28 protein-coding genes are annotated in these 14,813 nt (G+C 35.8%); all 28 read left to right on the top strand.

Annotation, left to right across the window (positions count from 1 at the left end; genetic code table 11):
- The first annotated feature begins 115 nt into the window (after positions 1-115).
- The gene (gene rpsL, locus FC091_RS13735; RefSeq protein ID WP_008269190.1) at positions 116-490 is read left to right on the top strand and encodes a 30S ribosomal protein S12; all 375 of its coding nucleotides are present in this window, start codon (positions 116-118) and stop codon (positions 488-490) included.
- A gap of 24 nt (positions 491-514) precedes the next feature.
- Complete coding sequence (gene rpsG / locus FC091_RS13730; RefSeq protein ID WP_138434832.1) at positions 515-991, top strand: 30S ribosomal protein S7; 477 nt, start codon at positions 515-517, stop codon at positions 989-991.
- Between the two features lie 5 nt (positions 992-996).
- Positions 997-3,126, top strand: coding sequence for an elongation factor G (gene fusA, locus FC091_RS13725; RefSeq protein ID WP_138434831.1), 2,130 nt, complete (start codon positions 997-999; stop codon positions 3,124-3,126).
- Positions 3,127-3,138: 12 nt separating this feature from the next.
- The gene (gene rpsJ, locus FC091_RS13720; RefSeq protein ID WP_007650482.1) at positions 3,139-3,444 is read left to right on the top strand and encodes a 30S ribosomal protein S10; all 306 of its coding nucleotides are present in this window, start codon (positions 3,139-3,141) and stop codon (positions 3,442-3,444) included.
- Between the two features lie 142 nt (positions 3,445-3,586).
- On the top strand, positions 3,587-4,204 hold the full coding sequence (gene rplC, locus FC091_RS13715; protein WP_138434830.1) for a 50S ribosomal protein L3: 618 nt from the start codon (positions 3,587-3,589) through the stop codon (positions 4,202-4,204).
- A complete protein-coding gene (gene rplD / locus FC091_RS13710; RefSeq protein WP_138434829.1) occupies positions 4,204-4,833 on the top strand; it encodes a 50S ribosomal protein L4 in 630 nt (209 codons plus the stop codon). The genes rplC and rplD overlap by 1 nt, the downstream gene beginning before the upstream one ends.
- A gap of 7 nt (positions 4,834-4,840) precedes the next feature.
- Positions 4,841-5,131 (top strand): 50S ribosomal protein L23, encoded by a 291-nt coding sequence (gene rplW / locus FC091_RS13705; protein WP_138434828.1) that lies wholly within the window; start codon positions 4,841-4,843, stop codon positions 5,129-5,131.
- Between the two features lie 10 nt (positions 5,132-5,141).
- Complete coding sequence (gene rplB / locus FC091_RS13700) at positions 5,142-5,969, top strand: 50S ribosomal protein L2 (protein WP_138434827.1); 828 nt, start codon at positions 5,142-5,144, stop codon at positions 5,967-5,969.
- Between the two features lie 10 nt (positions 5,970-5,979).
- A complete protein-coding gene (gene rpsS / locus FC091_RS13695) occupies positions 5,980-6,258 on the top strand; it encodes a 30S ribosomal protein S19 (protein WP_008269180.1) in 279 nt (92 codons plus the stop codon).
- A 5-nt stretch (positions 6,259-6,263) separates the two neighbouring features.
- Complete coding sequence (gene rplV, locus FC091_RS13690; RefSeq protein WP_138434826.1) at positions 6,264-6,671, top strand: 50S ribosomal protein L22; 408 nt, start codon at positions 6,264-6,266, stop codon at positions 6,669-6,671.
- 9 nt (positions 6,672-6,680) lie between these two features.
- The gene (gene rpsC, locus FC091_RS13685) at positions 6,681-7,394 is read left to right on the top strand and encodes a 30S ribosomal protein S3 (RefSeq protein ID WP_076620335.1); all 714 of its coding nucleotides are present in this window, start codon (positions 6,681-6,683) and stop codon (positions 7,392-7,394) included.
- Between the two features lie 20 nt (positions 7,395-7,414).
- Positions 7,415-7,834, top strand: a complete 420-nt coding sequence (gene rplP, locus FC091_RS13680) for a 50S ribosomal protein L16 (RefSeq protein ID WP_138434825.1) — start codon at positions 7,415-7,417, stop codon at positions 7,832-7,834.
- Between the two features lie 12 nt (positions 7,835-7,846).
- Positions 7,847-8,038 (top strand): 50S ribosomal protein L29, encoded by a 192-nt coding sequence (rpmC, locus tag FC091_RS13675; protein ID WP_138434824.1) that lies wholly within the window; start codon positions 7,847-7,849, stop codon positions 8,036-8,038.
- Between the two features lie 17 nt (positions 8,039-8,055).
- Positions 8,056-8,313, top strand: a complete 258-nt coding sequence (rpsQ, locus tag FC091_RS13670) for a 30S ribosomal protein S17 (RefSeq protein ID WP_076620340.1) — start codon at positions 8,056-8,058, stop codon at positions 8,311-8,313.
- A 2-nt stretch (positions 8,314-8,315) separates the two neighbouring features.
- A complete protein-coding gene (gene rplN, locus FC091_RS13665; RefSeq protein ID WP_076620342.1) occupies positions 8,316-8,684 on the top strand; it encodes a 50S ribosomal protein L14 in 369 nt (122 codons plus the stop codon).
- Positions 8,685-8,696: 12 nt separating this feature from the next.
- Positions 8,697-9,008, top strand: a complete 312-nt coding sequence (rplX, locus tag FC091_RS13660; RefSeq protein ID WP_138434823.1) for a 50S ribosomal protein L24 — start codon at positions 8,697-8,699, stop codon at positions 9,006-9,008.
- Between the two features lie 2 nt (positions 9,009-9,010).
- Entirely contained in the window at positions 9,011-9,562 is a 552-nt protein-coding gene (gene rplE / locus FC091_RS13655) for a 50S ribosomal protein L5 (RefSeq protein ID WP_138434822.1), read from the top strand.
- 2 nt (positions 9,563-9,564) lie between these two features.
- Positions 9,565-9,834 (top strand): 30S ribosomal protein S14, encoded by a 270-nt coding sequence (gene rpsN / locus FC091_RS13650; RefSeq protein ID WP_076620346.1) that lies wholly within the window; start codon positions 9,565-9,567, stop codon positions 9,832-9,834.
- Positions 9,835-9,938: 104 nt separating this feature from the next.
- Positions 9,939-10,337 (top strand): 30S ribosomal protein S8, encoded by a 399-nt coding sequence (rpsH, locus tag FC091_RS13645; protein ID WP_076620347.1) that lies wholly within the window; start codon positions 9,939-9,941, stop codon positions 10,335-10,337.
- 12 nt (positions 10,338-10,349) lie between these two features.
- The gene (rplF, locus tag FC091_RS13640; RefSeq protein ID WP_138434821.1) at positions 10,350-10,892 is read left to right on the top strand and encodes a 50S ribosomal protein L6; all 543 of its coding nucleotides are present in this window, start codon (positions 10,350-10,352) and stop codon (positions 10,890-10,892) included.
- A 10-nt stretch (positions 10,893-10,902) separates the two neighbouring features.
- Positions 10,903-11,259 carry a 50S ribosomal protein L18 gene (gene rplR / locus FC091_RS13635; protein WP_138434820.1) on the top strand — a complete coding sequence of 119 codons (357 nt, stop codon included), beginning with the start codon at positions 10,903-10,905 and terminating at the stop codon, positions 11,257-11,259.
- 6 nt (positions 11,260-11,265) lie between these two features.
- On the top strand, positions 11,266-11,790 hold the full coding sequence (gene rpsE, locus FC091_RS13630) for a 30S ribosomal protein S5 (protein WP_076620350.1): 525 nt from the start codon (positions 11,266-11,268) through the stop codon (positions 11,788-11,790).
- 11 nt (positions 11,791-11,801) lie between these two features.
- The gene (gene rpmD, locus FC091_RS13625) at positions 11,802-11,981 is read left to right on the top strand and encodes a 50S ribosomal protein L30 (RefSeq protein ID WP_076620351.1); all 180 of its coding nucleotides are present in this window, start codon (positions 11,802-11,804) and stop codon (positions 11,979-11,981) included.
- Positions 11,982-11,997: 16 nt separating this feature from the next.
- Complete coding sequence (rplO, locus tag FC091_RS13620; protein ID WP_138434819.1) at positions 11,998-12,450, top strand: 50S ribosomal protein L15; 453 nt, start codon at positions 11,998-12,000, stop codon at positions 12,448-12,450.
- Between the two features lie 10 nt (positions 12,451-12,460).
- On the top strand, positions 12,461-13,825 hold the full coding sequence (gene secY, locus FC091_RS13615; protein WP_138434818.1) for a preprotein translocase subunit SecY: 1,365 nt from the start codon (positions 12,461-12,463) through the stop codon (positions 13,823-13,825).
- A gap of 79 nt (positions 13,826-13,904) precedes the next feature.
- Positions 13,905-14,120: a translation initiation factor IF-1 gene (infA, locus tag FC091_RS13610; protein ID WP_007094967.1), complete on the top strand. Its 216-nt coding sequence runs from the start codon at positions 13,905-13,907 to the stop codon at positions 14,118-14,120.
- A gap of 4 nt (positions 14,121-14,124) precedes the next feature.
- Positions 14,125-14,241: a type B 50S ribosomal protein L36 gene (gene ykgO / locus FC091_RS13605; protein ID WP_008269159.1), complete on the top strand. Its 117-nt coding sequence runs from the start codon at positions 14,125-14,127 to the stop codon at positions 14,239-14,241.
- A 97-nt stretch (positions 14,242-14,338) separates the two neighbouring features.
- Positions 14,339-14,713: a 30S ribosomal protein S13 gene (gene rpsM / locus FC091_RS13600; RefSeq protein WP_138434817.1), complete on the top strand. Its 375-nt coding sequence runs from the start codon at positions 14,339-14,341 to the stop codon at positions 14,711-14,713.
- Positions 14,714-14,813: the final 100 nt, after the last annotated feature.

The following is a 14,813-nucleotide window of genomic DNA, read 5'->3' as shown; positions in this document are numbered from 1 at the left end:
TGAATTAATATAATTCTTTGAAAAATAAATTCTCAACTATTTGAATTATAAATATATATTTCTACCTTTGCAGCCCTCAAAAGTGAGGGTTAAACAAATATTTATATAGTAATATATGCCAACAATTTCACAATTAGTACGAAAAGGAAGAGCCAAAATAACTAAGAAGAGTAAATCGGCTGCTTTAGATTCGTGTCCTCAAAGACGTGGTGTATGTACTCGTGTTTATACAACGACACCTAAAAAACCTAACTCAGCAATGCGTAAGGTGGCAAGGGTTCGTTTAACAAACGGAAACGAGGTTAATGCATACATTGGTGGTGAGGGTCACAACTTACAAGAGCACTCGATAGTATTAGTTAGAGGTGGAAGGGTAAAAGATTTACCAGGTGTTAGATATCACATCGTTCGTGGTGCATTAGACACAGCAGGTGTTGCTGGTCGTACCCAACGTAGATCTAAGTATGGTGCAAAACGCCCTAAAAAGTAATTTAAAAAACTTTAAGAAGAAGACATGAGAAAAAGAGCAGCAAAAAAGAGACCGCTTTTACCAGACCCAAGGTTTAACGACCAGTTGGTAACACGTTTTGTTAACAACATGATGTGGGATGGTAAGAAGTCTGTAGCTTTTAAAGTATTCTACGATGCAATTGATATTGTTGAGGAGAAAAAGAACGACGAAGAAAAAACAGCTTTAGAAGTATGGAAAGATGCTTTATCTAATGTGATGCCTCACGTAGAAGTACGTAGCCGTCGTGTTGGTGGTGCTACATTCCAGATTCCAATGCAAATTCGTCCAGATCGTAAAGTTTCTACAGCGATGAAGTGGTTAATTGGCTACGCACGTAAAAGAAACGAAAAATCTATGGCACAACGTTTAGCAGCAGAGATTTTAGCTGCAGCTAAAGAAGAAGGTGCAGCCGTTAAAAAGAGAGTAGATACTCATAAAATGGCAGAAGCAAACAAAGCATTCTCACACTTTAGATTTTAATTAGAATGGCACAAAGAGATTTAAAATTTACAAGAAATATAGGTATTGCAGCACATATTGATGCTGGAAAAACAACTACTACAGAGCGTATCCTTTACTACACTGGTGTTTCTCACAAAATAGGTGAGGTACATGATGGTGCTGCAACAATGGACTGGATGGAACAAGAGCAAGAAAGAGGTATTACAATTACTTCTGCTGCAACTACTTGTACATGGAACTTTCCATTAGAGAATGGTCAGCCAACTCCAGATACAAAAGGATATCATTTTAATATTATCGATACTCCTGGTCACGTTGACTTTACAGTTGAGGTGAACCGTTCTTTGCGTGTACTAGATGGTTTAGTTTTCTTATTTAGTGCGGTTGATGGTGTTGAGCCTCAGTCTGAAACTAACTGGAGACTTGCTGATAACTACAAAGTACCACGTATTGGTTTCGTTAACAAAATGGACCGTCAAGGATCTAACTTTATGGCTGTTTGTCAGCAAGTTAAGGATATGTTAGGGTCTAATGCAGTGCCAATCGTAATGAACATTGGTGACGAAGCTGATTTTAAAGGTATAGTTGACTTAGTGAAAAACCGTGCTATCGTATGGCACGATGAAACTCAAGGGTCTACTTTTGATGTCATCGATATTCCTGAGGAATTAAAAGCTGAAGCTGCTGAGTTAAGAGCTCAGTTAATTGAAGAAGTAGCGAGTTACGATGAAAATCTTCTTGAGAAATTCATGGAAGATGAGGATTCAATTACTGAAGAAGAAGTACATGCTGCTTTAAGAGCTGCGGTAATGGATATGTCTATCATTCCTATGATTTGTGGTTCTGCATTCAAAAATAAAGGTGTACAATTCTTATTAGATGCTGTATGTCGTTACTTACCTTCTCCTGTAGATAAGGAAGCAATTGTAGGTACAGATCCAGATTCTGATAAAGAAATTTCTCGTAAGCCAGACGTAAAAGAACCTTTCTCTGCATTAGCATTTAAGATTGCAACAGATCCTTTCGTAGGTCGTTTAGCATTCTTTAGAGCTTATTCAGGTCGTTTAGATGCTGGTTCTTATGTTTTAAATAACAGATCTGGTAAAAAAGAACGTATTTCACGTATCTATCAGATGCACTCTAATAAGCAAAATGCAATCGAATATATCGAAGCAGGTGATATTGGTGCAGCTGTAGGTTTTAAAGATATTAAAACTGGTGATACACTTTCTGATGAAAAAGCACCTATCGTTTTAGAATCTATGGACTTCCCAGATCCAGTAATTGGTATTGCGGTTGAGCCAAAAACTAAAGCAGATGTAGATAAGTTAGGTATGGCTTTAGCTAAATTAGCTGAAGAAGATCCAACATTTACTGTTAGAACAGATGAAGCATCTGGCCAGACTATTATTTCTGGTATGGGTGAGCTTCACTTAGATATTATTGTAGACCGTCTTAAGCGTGAGTTTAAGGTAGAAGTTAACCAAGGTCAACCTCAAGTAGAGTACAAAGAAGCTATTACACAGCGTGCAGAGCACAGAGAAGTTTATAAGAAACAATCTGGTGGACGTGGTAAATTTGCTGATATTGTATTTACGATTGAGCCAGCTGAAGAAGGTAAGCAAGGTCTAGAATTCGTTTCAGAAATTAAAGGTGGTAACGTTCCTAAGGAGTTTATCCCTTCTGTTGAGAAAGGATTCAAAATGGCAATGGTTAATGGTCCATTAGCAGGTTACGAAGTAGATGCAATGAAAGTTACTTTAACTGACGGTTCTTACCATGATGTGGATTCTGACCAGTTATCATTCGAATTAGCTGCTAAGTTAGGATTTAAAGCTGCTGCAAAAGCTGCAAAAGCTGTAATCATGGAGCCAATCATGAAGTTAGAAGTGTTAACACCAGAAGAAAGTATGGGTGACATTGTTGGTGACTTAAACCGTCGTCGTGGTCAGGTTAATGACATGAGCGATAGAGCAGGTTCTAAAGTTGTTAAGGCAAATGTACCATTATCTGAAATGTTCGGTTATGTAACATCATTAAGAACATTATCTTCAGGTAGAGCAACATCTACAATGGAATTCTCTCACTACGCAGAGACTCCATCAAACATATCAGAAGAAGTAATCAAAGCAGCTAAAGGCGTAGAAGCTTAAAACTAAAAGAAAATGAGTCAGAAAATTAGAATAAAATTAAAGTCTTACGATCATAATTTAGTTGACAAGTCTGCTGATAAGATTGTAAAAACTGTAAAAAGCACAGGTGCTGTAGTAACAGGTCCAATTCCATTACCAACACACAAGAAAATTTTCACTGTGTTACGTTCACCACACGTTAATAAGAAGTCAAGAGAGCAGTTTCAGTTAAGCTCTTACAAGAGATTATTAGATATCTACTCTTCATCTTCTAAAACAATTGACGCTTTAATGAAACTTGAATTACCAAGTGGAGTTGAAGTTGAAATTAAGGTGTAATTACAAATTTCTGTAAAAACAGAATTATAAAATGTCCCACCGATGCGGTCGCGGGAAAAACGGAAAAAATACAATTCAAGGCTGAAATGTATTTTTCAGCCTTGAGTTTTAAATAAAGAATAATAATTAATAAATAATAAATATGTCTGGGTTAATTGGAAAAAAAATCGGTATGACCAGCATCTTTGATGAAAATGGAAAAAACGTTCCATGTACAGTAATCGAAGCAGGTCCATGTATCGTTACCCAAGTCAGAACTGAAGAAGTAGACGGTTATAACGCACTTCAATTAGGTTTCGATGACGCGACAGAAAAGAACGCTACAAAAGCTGCTCAAGGGCACGCTAAAAAAGCGGGTACTTCTGTTAAACGCAAAGTCGTAGAATTTAAAGGTTTTGGCGAGGAGTACAAATTAGGTGATGCTATCACAGTTGAACAATTTACTGAAGGTGAGTTTGTGGATATTTCAGGAACTTCAAAAGGTAAAGGTTTTCAAGGTGTTGTAAAGCGTCACGGTTTTGGTGGTGTAGGTCAAGCAACGCATGGTCAACACAACCGTTTAAGAGCTCCTGGTTCTATTGGTGCAGCTTCTTATCCTGCGAGAGTATTCAAAGGAATGAGAATGGCCGGAAGAATGGGGGGCGAAACAGTAAAAGTTCAAAATTTAAGAGTTTATAAAGTTGTTCCAGAAAAGAACTTACTTGTTGTAAAAGGATGTGTTCCTGGTCACAAAAATTCTTATGTAATTATTGAGAAGTAATGAAGGTAGCAGTTTTAGATATAAACGGAAAAGATACGGGTAGAAAAGCTGAGCTTTCTAAGGACGTATTCGCTATTGAGCCTAATAATCACGCTGTTTATTTAGATGTTAAGCAATACTTAGCAAACCAAAGACAGGGTACACATAAGGCTAAAGAAAGAGGTGAGATTACTGGTAGTACACGTAAGATTAAAAAACAAAAAGGAACAGGTACAGCGCGTGCAGGTTCTATTAAGTCTGGTGTATTTAAAGGTGGTGGTCGTATGTTTGGTCCTAGACCAAGAAATTACGGTTTTAAATTAAACAAAAACGTAAAGCGATTAGCACGTAAATCAGCATTAAGCATCAAGGCAAACGATAAAGCAATTGTAGTATTAGAAGACTTTAATTTCGATGCTCCAAAGACTAAAAATTTCGTGAATGTATTGAAGGCCTTAGAGATAGACAACAAAAAGTCCTTGTTTGTGTTGGGTGACTCAAATAATAATGTATATTTGTCGTCGCGCAATTTGAAAGGCTCTGAAGTTGTAACAAGCTCAGAATTAAGCACTTATAAAATAATGAACGCTAATAAGGTTGTTCTTTTAGAAGGTGCATTAGAAGGAATTGAATCGAATTTAAGTAAATAGAACACAGATGAGTATCTTAATTAAACCTATCATCACAGAAAAAGCAACCACTCAAAGTGAGTTGTTAAATGCTTACGCATTCGAAGTGAACACAAAGGCGAACAAGGTAGAAATCAAAAAAGCGGTTGAGGCTGCTTATGGTGTTTCTGTAGAAAAAGTTCGTACGATAAATGTCCGTCCAGATAGAAGAACGCGTTATACAAAAACAGGTATTCAACATGGTAAAACAAATGCTATTAAAAAAGCAATTGTACAACTGGCGGAAGGTGAAACAATAGATTTATACGCTAACATGTAATTAGACACAAATGTCAGTTAGAAAATTAAAACCGATCACATCAGCTCAGCGTTTTAGAGTAGTAAATGGATTTGACGCCATAACTACTGATAAGCCGGAGAAAAGTTTATTAGCTCCGAAAAAAAGATCTGGTGGTAGAAACAGTCAAGGAAAAATGACCATGCGCCACATGGGTGGAGGTCATAAGAAGAAGTATCGTATTATTGATTTTAAACGTAACAAAACTGGAATTCCAGCTGAAGTTAAGTCAATAGAATACGATCCAAACAGAACAGCATTTATTGCTTTGTTAAACTATCAAGATGGTGAGAAGAGATATATCATCGCCCAAAATGGTTTACGAGTAGGTCAAAATGTTGTGTCTGGTGAAAGCGGAGTAGCTCCAGAAATTGGAAACGCAATGCCATTAAGTGAAATACCTTTAGGTACTATTATTTCTTGTATAGAGTTACGTCCTGGACAAGGTGCTGTTATGGCACGTAGTGCTGGTGCTTTTGCTCAGTTAATGGCAAGAGATGGTAAGTTCGCAACTATTAAGTTACCATCTGGTGAGACTAGAATGGTGTTAGCTACTTGTATGGCTACTATAGGTGTTGTTTCAAACTCAGATCATCAATTATTAGTATCTGGTAAAGCAGGTAGAAGTAGATGGTTAGGTAGACGTCCAAGAGTAAGGCCAGTAGTAATGAACCCAGTAGACCATCCAATGGGTGGTGGTGAAGGTAAATCTTCAGGTGGTCACCCAAGATCTAAGAATGGTATTCCTGCTAAAGGTTATAGAACACGTTCTAAGACGAAAGCGAGTAATAAGTATATTGTAGAACGTAGAAAGAAATAAGTAAGATAGTATGGCACGTTCATTAAAAAAAGGACCTTATATTCATTATAAGTTAGAAAAGAAAGTTGCAGAAAATGTGGCTTCAAACAAGAAGACTGTTATCAAGACTTGGTCAAGAGCGTCTATGATTTCTCCAGATTTCGTAGGTCAGACTATAGCAGTACACAATGGTCGTCAATTTGTTCCAGTATATGTAACTGAGAATATGGTAGGTCATAAATTAGGAGAATTTTCACCAACAAGATCATTTAGAGGTCATGCAGGTGCTAAGAATAAAGGTAAAAAATAAGAATCATGGGAAGTCGTAAAAAACAAATGGCGGAAGCTATTAAGGCTGAGAAGAAGCAGGTTGCTTTTGCTAAGCTAAATAACTGTCCTACATCTCCAAGAAAGATGCGTTTAGTTGCAGATTTAGTTAGAGGTGAAAAGGCTGAGAAAGCTCTTCAGATTCTTAGATTTAGTCCTAAGGAAGCTTCTCGTCGTTTAGAAAAATTGGTTATGTCTGCAATTGCAAACTGGCAAGCTAAAAACGAAGATGCTGATGTTGAGGAGGCTAATCTATTTATTAAAGAGATTAGAGTAGATGGAGGTACAATGCTTAAGCGTTTACGTCCTGCACCTCAAGGTAGAGCACACAGAATTAGAAAAAGATCTAACCACGTTACTGTAGTGGTAGATTCATTAAATAAAACACAAAGCTAAGATAGAGATATGGGACAGAAGACAAATCCAATCGGAAATCGCTTAGGAATTATCAGAGGGTGGGAATCTAACTGGTATGGCGGAAATGATTATGGAGATAAACTTGCAGAGGATGATAAAATCCGTAAGTATATCCATGCTCGTTTATCTAAAGCTAGTGTGAGTAGAGTAATTATTGAGCGTACGCTTAAACTTGTAACCGTTACTATCACTACTGCTAGACCTGGTATTATTATTGGTAAAGGTGGTCAAGAGGTAGACAAGCTAAAAGAAGAGCTTAAGAAAATTACTGGTAAAGAAGTTCAATTGAACATCTTTGAAATTAAAAGACCTGAACTAGATGCACATTTAGTAGCAGCAAGTATCGCTCGTCAGATAGAAAGTCGTATTTCTTACAGAAGAGCAATCAAAATGGCTATCGCTGCAGCTATGCGTATGAATGCTGAAGGAATTAAAGTTCAAATTAGTGGTCGTTTAAACGGTGCTGAAATGGCACGTTCTGAGCACTACAAAGAAGGACGTATTCCTTTATCTACATTTAGAGCTGATATTGATTACGCTCTTGTTGAAGCACATACTACTTATGGTAGATTAGGTGTAAAAGTGTGGATTATGAAAGGCGAAGTTTATGGAAAAAGAGAACTTTCTCCATTAGTAGGTCTTTCTAAGCAAAAAGGAAAAGGTGGACGTGGAGGAAACAAAAACCAACGTCGTAGAAAGTAATTTTTTAAAGAAAAGACAAAATGTTACAGCCTAAAAGAACAAAATTTCGTAAGCAGCAAAAAGGTCGTATGAAAGGTAATGCCGGAAGAGGTCATTTGTTATCAAATGGTACTTTTGGTATAAAATCTTTAGACTCGTCATTTATAACTGCACGTCAAATAGAAGCAGCGCGTATTGCCGCTACTCGTTATATGAAAAGAGAAGGATCGTTATGGATTAAAATATTTCCAGACAAGCCTATTACAAAAAAGCCTCTTGAAGTACGTATGGGTAAAGGTAAAGGTAGTGTAGAATATTGGGCAGCTGTTGTAAAACCAGGACGCGTATTATTTGAAGTAAGTGGAGTGCCGTTAGAAACAGCTCAAGAAGCCTTGCGTTTAGCAGCACAAAAACTTCCAGTAAAAACTAAGTTTATCATTGCTAGAGATTACGAAGCATAATAAAAAGAAATTATGAAGCAATCAGAAATTAAACAGCTTTCAACAGCTGAGTTACAAGAAAAACTTAGTGAGACTAAAAAGAGTTATTCAGACCTAAAAATGGCTCACACAATATCTCCTTTAGATAACCCTATACAGTTACGTACTGTAAGAAGAACTGTAGCAAGATTAGCAACAGAATTAACTAAAAGAGACGGACAATAATTGTATTCTGCTGAAAGATGGAAAAAAGAAATTTAAGAAAAGAACGTATAGGAGTTGTTACTAGTAACAAAATGGAGAAATCTATAGTTGTTTCAGAAGTAAAAAAAGTAAAACATCCTATGTATGGAAAGTTCGTGTTAAAAACAAAGAAATATGTTGCGCACGATGAGAAAAACGACTGCAACGAAGGAGATACTGTAAAGATCATGGAAACAAGACCTATGAGTAAATCTAAGTGTTGGAGATTAGTAGAAATAATTGAAAGAGCGAAGTAATTATGGTACAACAAGAATCAAGATTAAAAGTAGCAGATAACACAGGTGCTAAAGAAGTTTTAGTAATTCGTGTTTTAGGTGGTACAAAAAGAAGATATGCTTCTGTTGGAGATAAGGTAGTAGTTTCTGTTAAAGATGCTACTCCCAATGGAAGTGTAAAGAAAAAAGCAGTTTCTACTGCTGTTGTTGTACGCACAGCTAAAGAGGTAAGACGTCCGGATGGCTCTTACATTAGATTTGATGATAATGCATGTGTATTATTAAACCCACAAGGTGAAATGAGAGGTACGCGTGTATTTGGTCCAGTAGCAAGAGAACTTCGTGATAAACAATTCATGAAAATTGTATCATTAGCACCAGAAGTGCTTTAATTGATAAATAAGATGACAAAGCTTAAAATAAAATCAGGAGATACTGTAAAAGTAATTGCTGGAGACCACAAAGGATCAGAAGGTAAGGTACTTAAAGTATTAAAAGATAAGAACAAAGCCATTGTGGAAGGTGTAAATATGGTTAAGAAACATACAAAACCAAGTGCGCAAAACCCACAAGGTGGTATTGTAGAGAAAGAAGCATCAATTCATATTTCAAACTTGTCTTTATTAACAAGCAAGGGAGAAACTACAAGAGTAGGTTACAGAATGGATGGCGACAATAAAGTAAGATTTTCTAAAAAATCTAATGAAGTAATTTAATTATGGCTTACGTTGCAAGATTAAAAAAAGAGTACAAGGAAAAAGTAATTCCTGCTCTTACAGAAGAATTTGGATATAAAAATGTAATGCAAGTACCTAAACTTGAAAAGATAGTTTTATCTAGAGGTGTTGGTGCTGCTGTTGCTGATAAGAAGTTGATTGATCACGCTGTTGATGAATTAACGAAGATATCTGGGCAAAAAGCCGTAGCTACAATTTCTAAGAAAGACGTTGCTTCATTTAAGTTACGTAAAGGAATGCCAATTGGAGCAAAAGTAACTTTACGTGGTGAGCAAATGTACGAGTTCTTAGATAGATTAGTAACAACTGCATTACCACGAGTAAGAGATTTTAACGGTATCAAAGCTACAGGTTTTGATGGTCGTGGAAACTATAACTTAGGTATTACAGAGCAAATCATTTTTCCTGAAATTGATATTGATAAAATCAATAAAATCTCAGGAATGGATATTACATTTGTGACTTCTGCTGAAACAGATAAGGAAGCAAAGTCTTTATTAACAGAACTAGGATTACCATTTAAAAAGAATTAAGTATGGCTAAAGAATCAATGAAAGCTCGTGAGGTGAAGCGTGCAAAGACAGTAGCTAAATATGCTGAGAAAAGAAAAGCTTTAAAAGAAGCTGGAGATTACGAAGCGTTACAAAAGCTGCCAAAAAATGCATCACCAATACGTATGCATAACCGTTGTAAACTTACAGGAAGACCAAAAGGTTATATGAGACAGTTTGGTATCTCTCGTGTAATGTTTAGAGAAATGGCTAACAAAGGGTTAATTCCTGGTGTGAAAAAAGCAAGTTGGTAACATTGAGGAAGCGAATTAGCTTCTGTACAATTATCAATATAACTATTGTATAATCGGAATCTAGGTTCGAGAAGTTCGAAAACCATTTTCCAAAATTTTAAACTATGTACACAGATCCAATAGCGGATTATTTAACGCGAGTTAGAAATGCTGTGAAAGCTAACCACAGAGTGGTAGAAATTCCTGCATCTAACTTAAAAAAGGAGATAACTAAAATATTATTCGATCAAGGATATATTTTAAGTTACAAGTTTGATGACTCAACTGTACAAGGTACAATTAAGATTGCCTTAAAGTACAACAAAGAGACAAAAGAGTCTGTCATCAAAAAAATTCAAAGAATCAGTAAACCAGGTTTACGTAAATATGCTGGTGCTAACGAAATGCCAAGAATCTTAAATGGTTTAGGTATTGCAATTGTTTCTACATCTCACGGAGTGATGACTGGTAAGCAAGCGCAAAGAGAAAACGTTGGTGGCGAAGTATTATGTTACGTATACTAAAAACAGGAAATTATGTCAAGAATAGGTAAAAGCCCAATCACAGTTCCTGAAGGTGTAACTGTAGAGATTAAAGACAACGTAATTACGGCAAAAGGTAAGTTGGGAGAGTTAACTCAAACTTACTCTGATGTTGAAATTACTATAGAAGACGGGACAATAACATTGAACCGTCCTTCAGACAAGAAAGATCACAGAGCAAAACACGGTCTTTATAGAGCGTTAATTGCCAATATGATAGAAGGTGTATCTAACGGATTTACTAAGGAATTAGAATTAGTAGGTGTAGGTTATAGAGCATCAAATCAAGGACAGAAATTAGATTTAGCAATTGGTTTTTCTCACAATATTGTTATGGACATAGCTCCAGAAGTAAAAGTTGAGACTATCTCAGAAAAAGGTAAAAACCCAATCGTTAAATTAACATCTCACGACAAACAATTAGTTGGTCAAGTAGCAGCTAAAATCCGTGGTTTCCGTAAGCCAGAGCCTTACAAAGGAAAAGGTATTAAGTTTGTTGGTGAAATAATTAGAAGAAAAGCAGGTAAATCAGCTTAATAAGTAAGTTATGGCATTGACAAAGAACGAAAGAAGATTAAGAATAAAAAACAGAATCCGTAAGGTAGTATCTGGGACAGAAGCTAGACCTAGATTAGCTGTTTTTAGAAGTAATAAAGAAATTTATGCTCAAGTCGTAGATGATGTAACTGGTAAAACTATAGCTGCTGCATCTTCAAGAGATAAAGATATAGCAACGTCTAAAGGAAATAAGACTGAGATTGCTGCTTTAGTAGGAAAAGCTGTTGCAGAAAAAGCTATGAAAGCTGGTGTAGAAACTATTTCTTTTGATAGAGGTGGTTACTTATATCATGGTAGAGTAAAATCATTAGCAGAAGGTGCTAGAGAAGCAGGACTTAAATTTTAAGACATTATGTATCAAAAATATAAAAACGCAGAATTAGTAAAACCAGGCGGATTAGATTTAAAAGACCGTTTAGTAGGTGTACAGCGTGTAACTAAAGTAACAAAGGGTGGTAGAGCATTTGGTTTTTCTGCTATTGTAGTTGTAGGTGATGAAGCAGGTGTTGTAGGTCATGGATTAGGTAAATCTAAAGACGTGGCAACGGCAATTTCAAAAGCTGTAGAAGACGCGAAAAAGAACTTAGTAAGAATTCCTATCGTAAAAGGTACTTTACCTCATGAACAAAAAGGTAAGTACGGTGGTGCTAGAGTAAACATTATTCCAGCTGCACCTGGTACAGGAGTTATTGCTGGTGGTGCTGTAAGAACGGTACTTGAAGCCGTTGGTGTACATGATGTATTATCAAAATCTCAAGGATCTTCAAATCCTCATAACGTTGTAAAAGCAACTTTTGATGCTTTATTACAATTAAGAGACGCAAAAGCTGTAGCAAGAGAACGTGGAATTTCACTTGAAAAAGTATATAAAGGATAATCTAGGACAAGATGGCAAAGATTAAAGTAACTAAAGTAAAAAGTGCAATCAATCGTACTAAAAGACAAAAGCAAACATTAGAAGCTTTAGGTCTTAGAAAGATTGGACAAGTAGTAGAGCACGATGCCACACCAAATATCCTTGGTATGGTGAAGAAAGTTGAACATTTAGTTTCTGTAGAAGAAGCTTAAAAATATAAACTTAACAATGGATTTAAGTAATTTAAAACCTGCAGAAGGTTCAGTTAAAAATCAAGGAAAACGTGTTGGACGTGGTCAAGGATCTGGTAAAGGTGGTACTGCGACAAGAGGACACAAAGGTGCTAAGTCACGTTCAGGATACTCTAAGAAATTAGGTTTCGAAGGTGGTCAAATGCCTTTACAAAGACGAGTTCCTAAGTTTGGATTTACTAACATTAATAGAGTAGAATATCAAGGTGTGAACCTAGATACTTTACAAGAGTTAGTAGATGAAAAGAAAATTAAGGATACTGTAGATTTTGAAACACTTGTGTCATTAGGAAAAGCTGGAAAGAACGATCTAGTTAAAATCCTAGGTAGAGGTGAATTAAAAGCAAAATTAACAGTAACTGCACATAAATTTACTGCAACAGCAAAAGCTGCTATTGAGGCTGCTGGTGGTGAAGCTGTAACTTTATAAGATTTAAAAGATGAAGATAATAGAAACATTAAAAAACGTCTGGAAAATCACTGAGCTTAAGGATAGAATTATTCTAACCTTAGGCTTATTATTGGTGTACCGTTTTGGTGCTCAGGTGGTTTTACCAGGTGTAGATTTTCCAAAGTTGTCAGAGCTTCAAAGTTCTGCTGCAGAAGGTGGTTTATTATGGTTAATTAATGCATTTACAGGTGGTGGCTTTTCTAAAGCTTCTGTTTTTGCACTTGGTATTATGCCATACATCTCTGCATCTATCGTTGTACAGCTTATGGGTATTGCAATTCCTTATCTACAGAAACTCCAAAAAGAAGGAGCGAGTGGACAAAAGAAAATTACTCAAATTACACGATGGTTAACTATTGGAATTTGTTTGGTACAGGCACCTGCTTATTTAGGTACTATTCCGTCTTTATCTGGGCTACAGTCAATTAACCAAATGTTAATACCAGGATTTTCAGAAAACATTTTCTATTTCTCCTCAGTGATTATTCTAGTTACAGGTTGTGTTTTCGCAATGTGGTTAGGTGAAAAAATTACTGATAAAGGCATAGGTAATGGTATTTCATTATTGATTATGGTTGGTATTATAGCAACCATGCCACAGTCATTTGCTCAAAACATGTTCTCAAGATTAGAAGGTGGAAATGGTGGATTTATGATGATTTTAATAGAATTAGTTATCTGGTTCTTAATTATCTTAGGTTCAGTATTCTTAGTAATGGCTGTGCGTAAAATTGCTGTTCAATACGCAAGAAGAACTGCGTCTGGTGGCTATGAGAAAAATGTATTTGGATCACGTCAGTTTTTACCATTAAAGTTAAATGCTTCAGGTGTTATGCCTATTATATTTGCACAAGCAATAATGTTTGCGCCGGCATACATTGGTAAATTATTCGGACCTGAAAGTGGAGTAGGACAATGGATGCAAACTAATTTTCAAGATATTTTTGGATTTTGGTACAACCTTGTTTTTGCATTATTAATTATAATATTTACATATTTCTATACTGCAATTACAGTACCTACTAACAAAATGGCTGATGATTTAAAACGTAGTGGTGGGTTTATTCCTGGTATTAGACCAGGTACAGAAACAGCTGAGTACTTAGATAAGATCATGTCTCAGATTACATTACCAGGATCTATTTTCCTCGCCTTAGTAGCAATATTCCCTGCGTTTGTTTATCAATTAGTAGGTGTGCAACAAGGATGGGCCTTATTTTTTGGTGGTACATCATTATTAATTATGGTTGGTGTGGCTATTGATACTATGCAGCAGATTAATTCTTATTTATTGAATAAGCATTATGATGGCTTGATGAAAACCGGTAAAAACAGAAAATCTGTTACCGCATAATTATAAAATCAATAAAAATGTTCAACTAAAAATTAGGCAAGGTATTTGTTAATTGAGCATTGAACATTAAAAATAAATTATGGCGAAACAAGCAGCAATAGAACAAGACGGAACAATAATAGAAGCATTATCTAATGCAATGTTTCGAGTTGAATTAGAGAATGGTCACATTGTGACGGCACACATATCTGGTAAAATGCGTATGCATTACATTAAGTTGTTACCAGGTGATAAAGTAAAATTAGAAATGAGCCCATACGATTTAACTAAGGCTCGTATAACCTATAGATACTAACAAGATGAAAGTAAGAGCATCAGTTAAAAAGAGAAGTGCTGATTGTAAATTAGTACGTCGTAAAGGAAGACTTTACGTTATTAACAAAAAGAATCCAAGATTCAAGCAAAGACAAGGATAAAAAAGTCAATTAGTAATTAGTAGTTAGATGAATCTGTTCGAAATCGAAAGGTTTAGGATTCTAACAACTAAAAGCTAACAGCTAAAAACTAAATTATATGGCAAGAATTGCAGGTGTAGACATACCAAAACAAAAAAGAGGAGTTATCTCTTTAACTTATATCTATGGAATAGGTAGAAGTAGAGCTAAGGAAATTTTAGAGACTGCTAAAGTTGACGAGAGCACTAAAGTACAAGATTGGACTGACGATGAAATCGGAGCAATCCGTGAAGCAGTTGGTTCTTACAAAATAGAAGGTGAATTACGTTCTGAAACACAATTAAACATTAAGCGTTTAATGGATATTGGATGTTACAGAGGTATTCGTCATAGAGCTGGTCTTCCATTAAGAGGGCAGCGTACTAAGAACAACTCTCGTACAAGAAAAGGTAGAAGAAAAACAGTTGCTAACAAGAAAAAAGTAACTAAATAATAACAGACATTAGTCATTAGTAATTAGACGTTAGATGAATCTGTTCGAAATCGGAAGGTTTAGGATTCTAACAACTAAAAGCTAACAACTAGAAACTAAA

It is taken from the genome of Winogradskyella algicola (assembly GCF_005869935.1).
Lineage (GTDB): Bacteria > Bacteroidota > Bacteroidia > Flavobacteriales > Flavobacteriaceae > Winogradskyella > Winogradskyella algicola.
The sequence above is the reverse complement of the archived record's forward strand: the minus strand, read 5'-3'. Positions and strand labels throughout refer to the sequence as shown.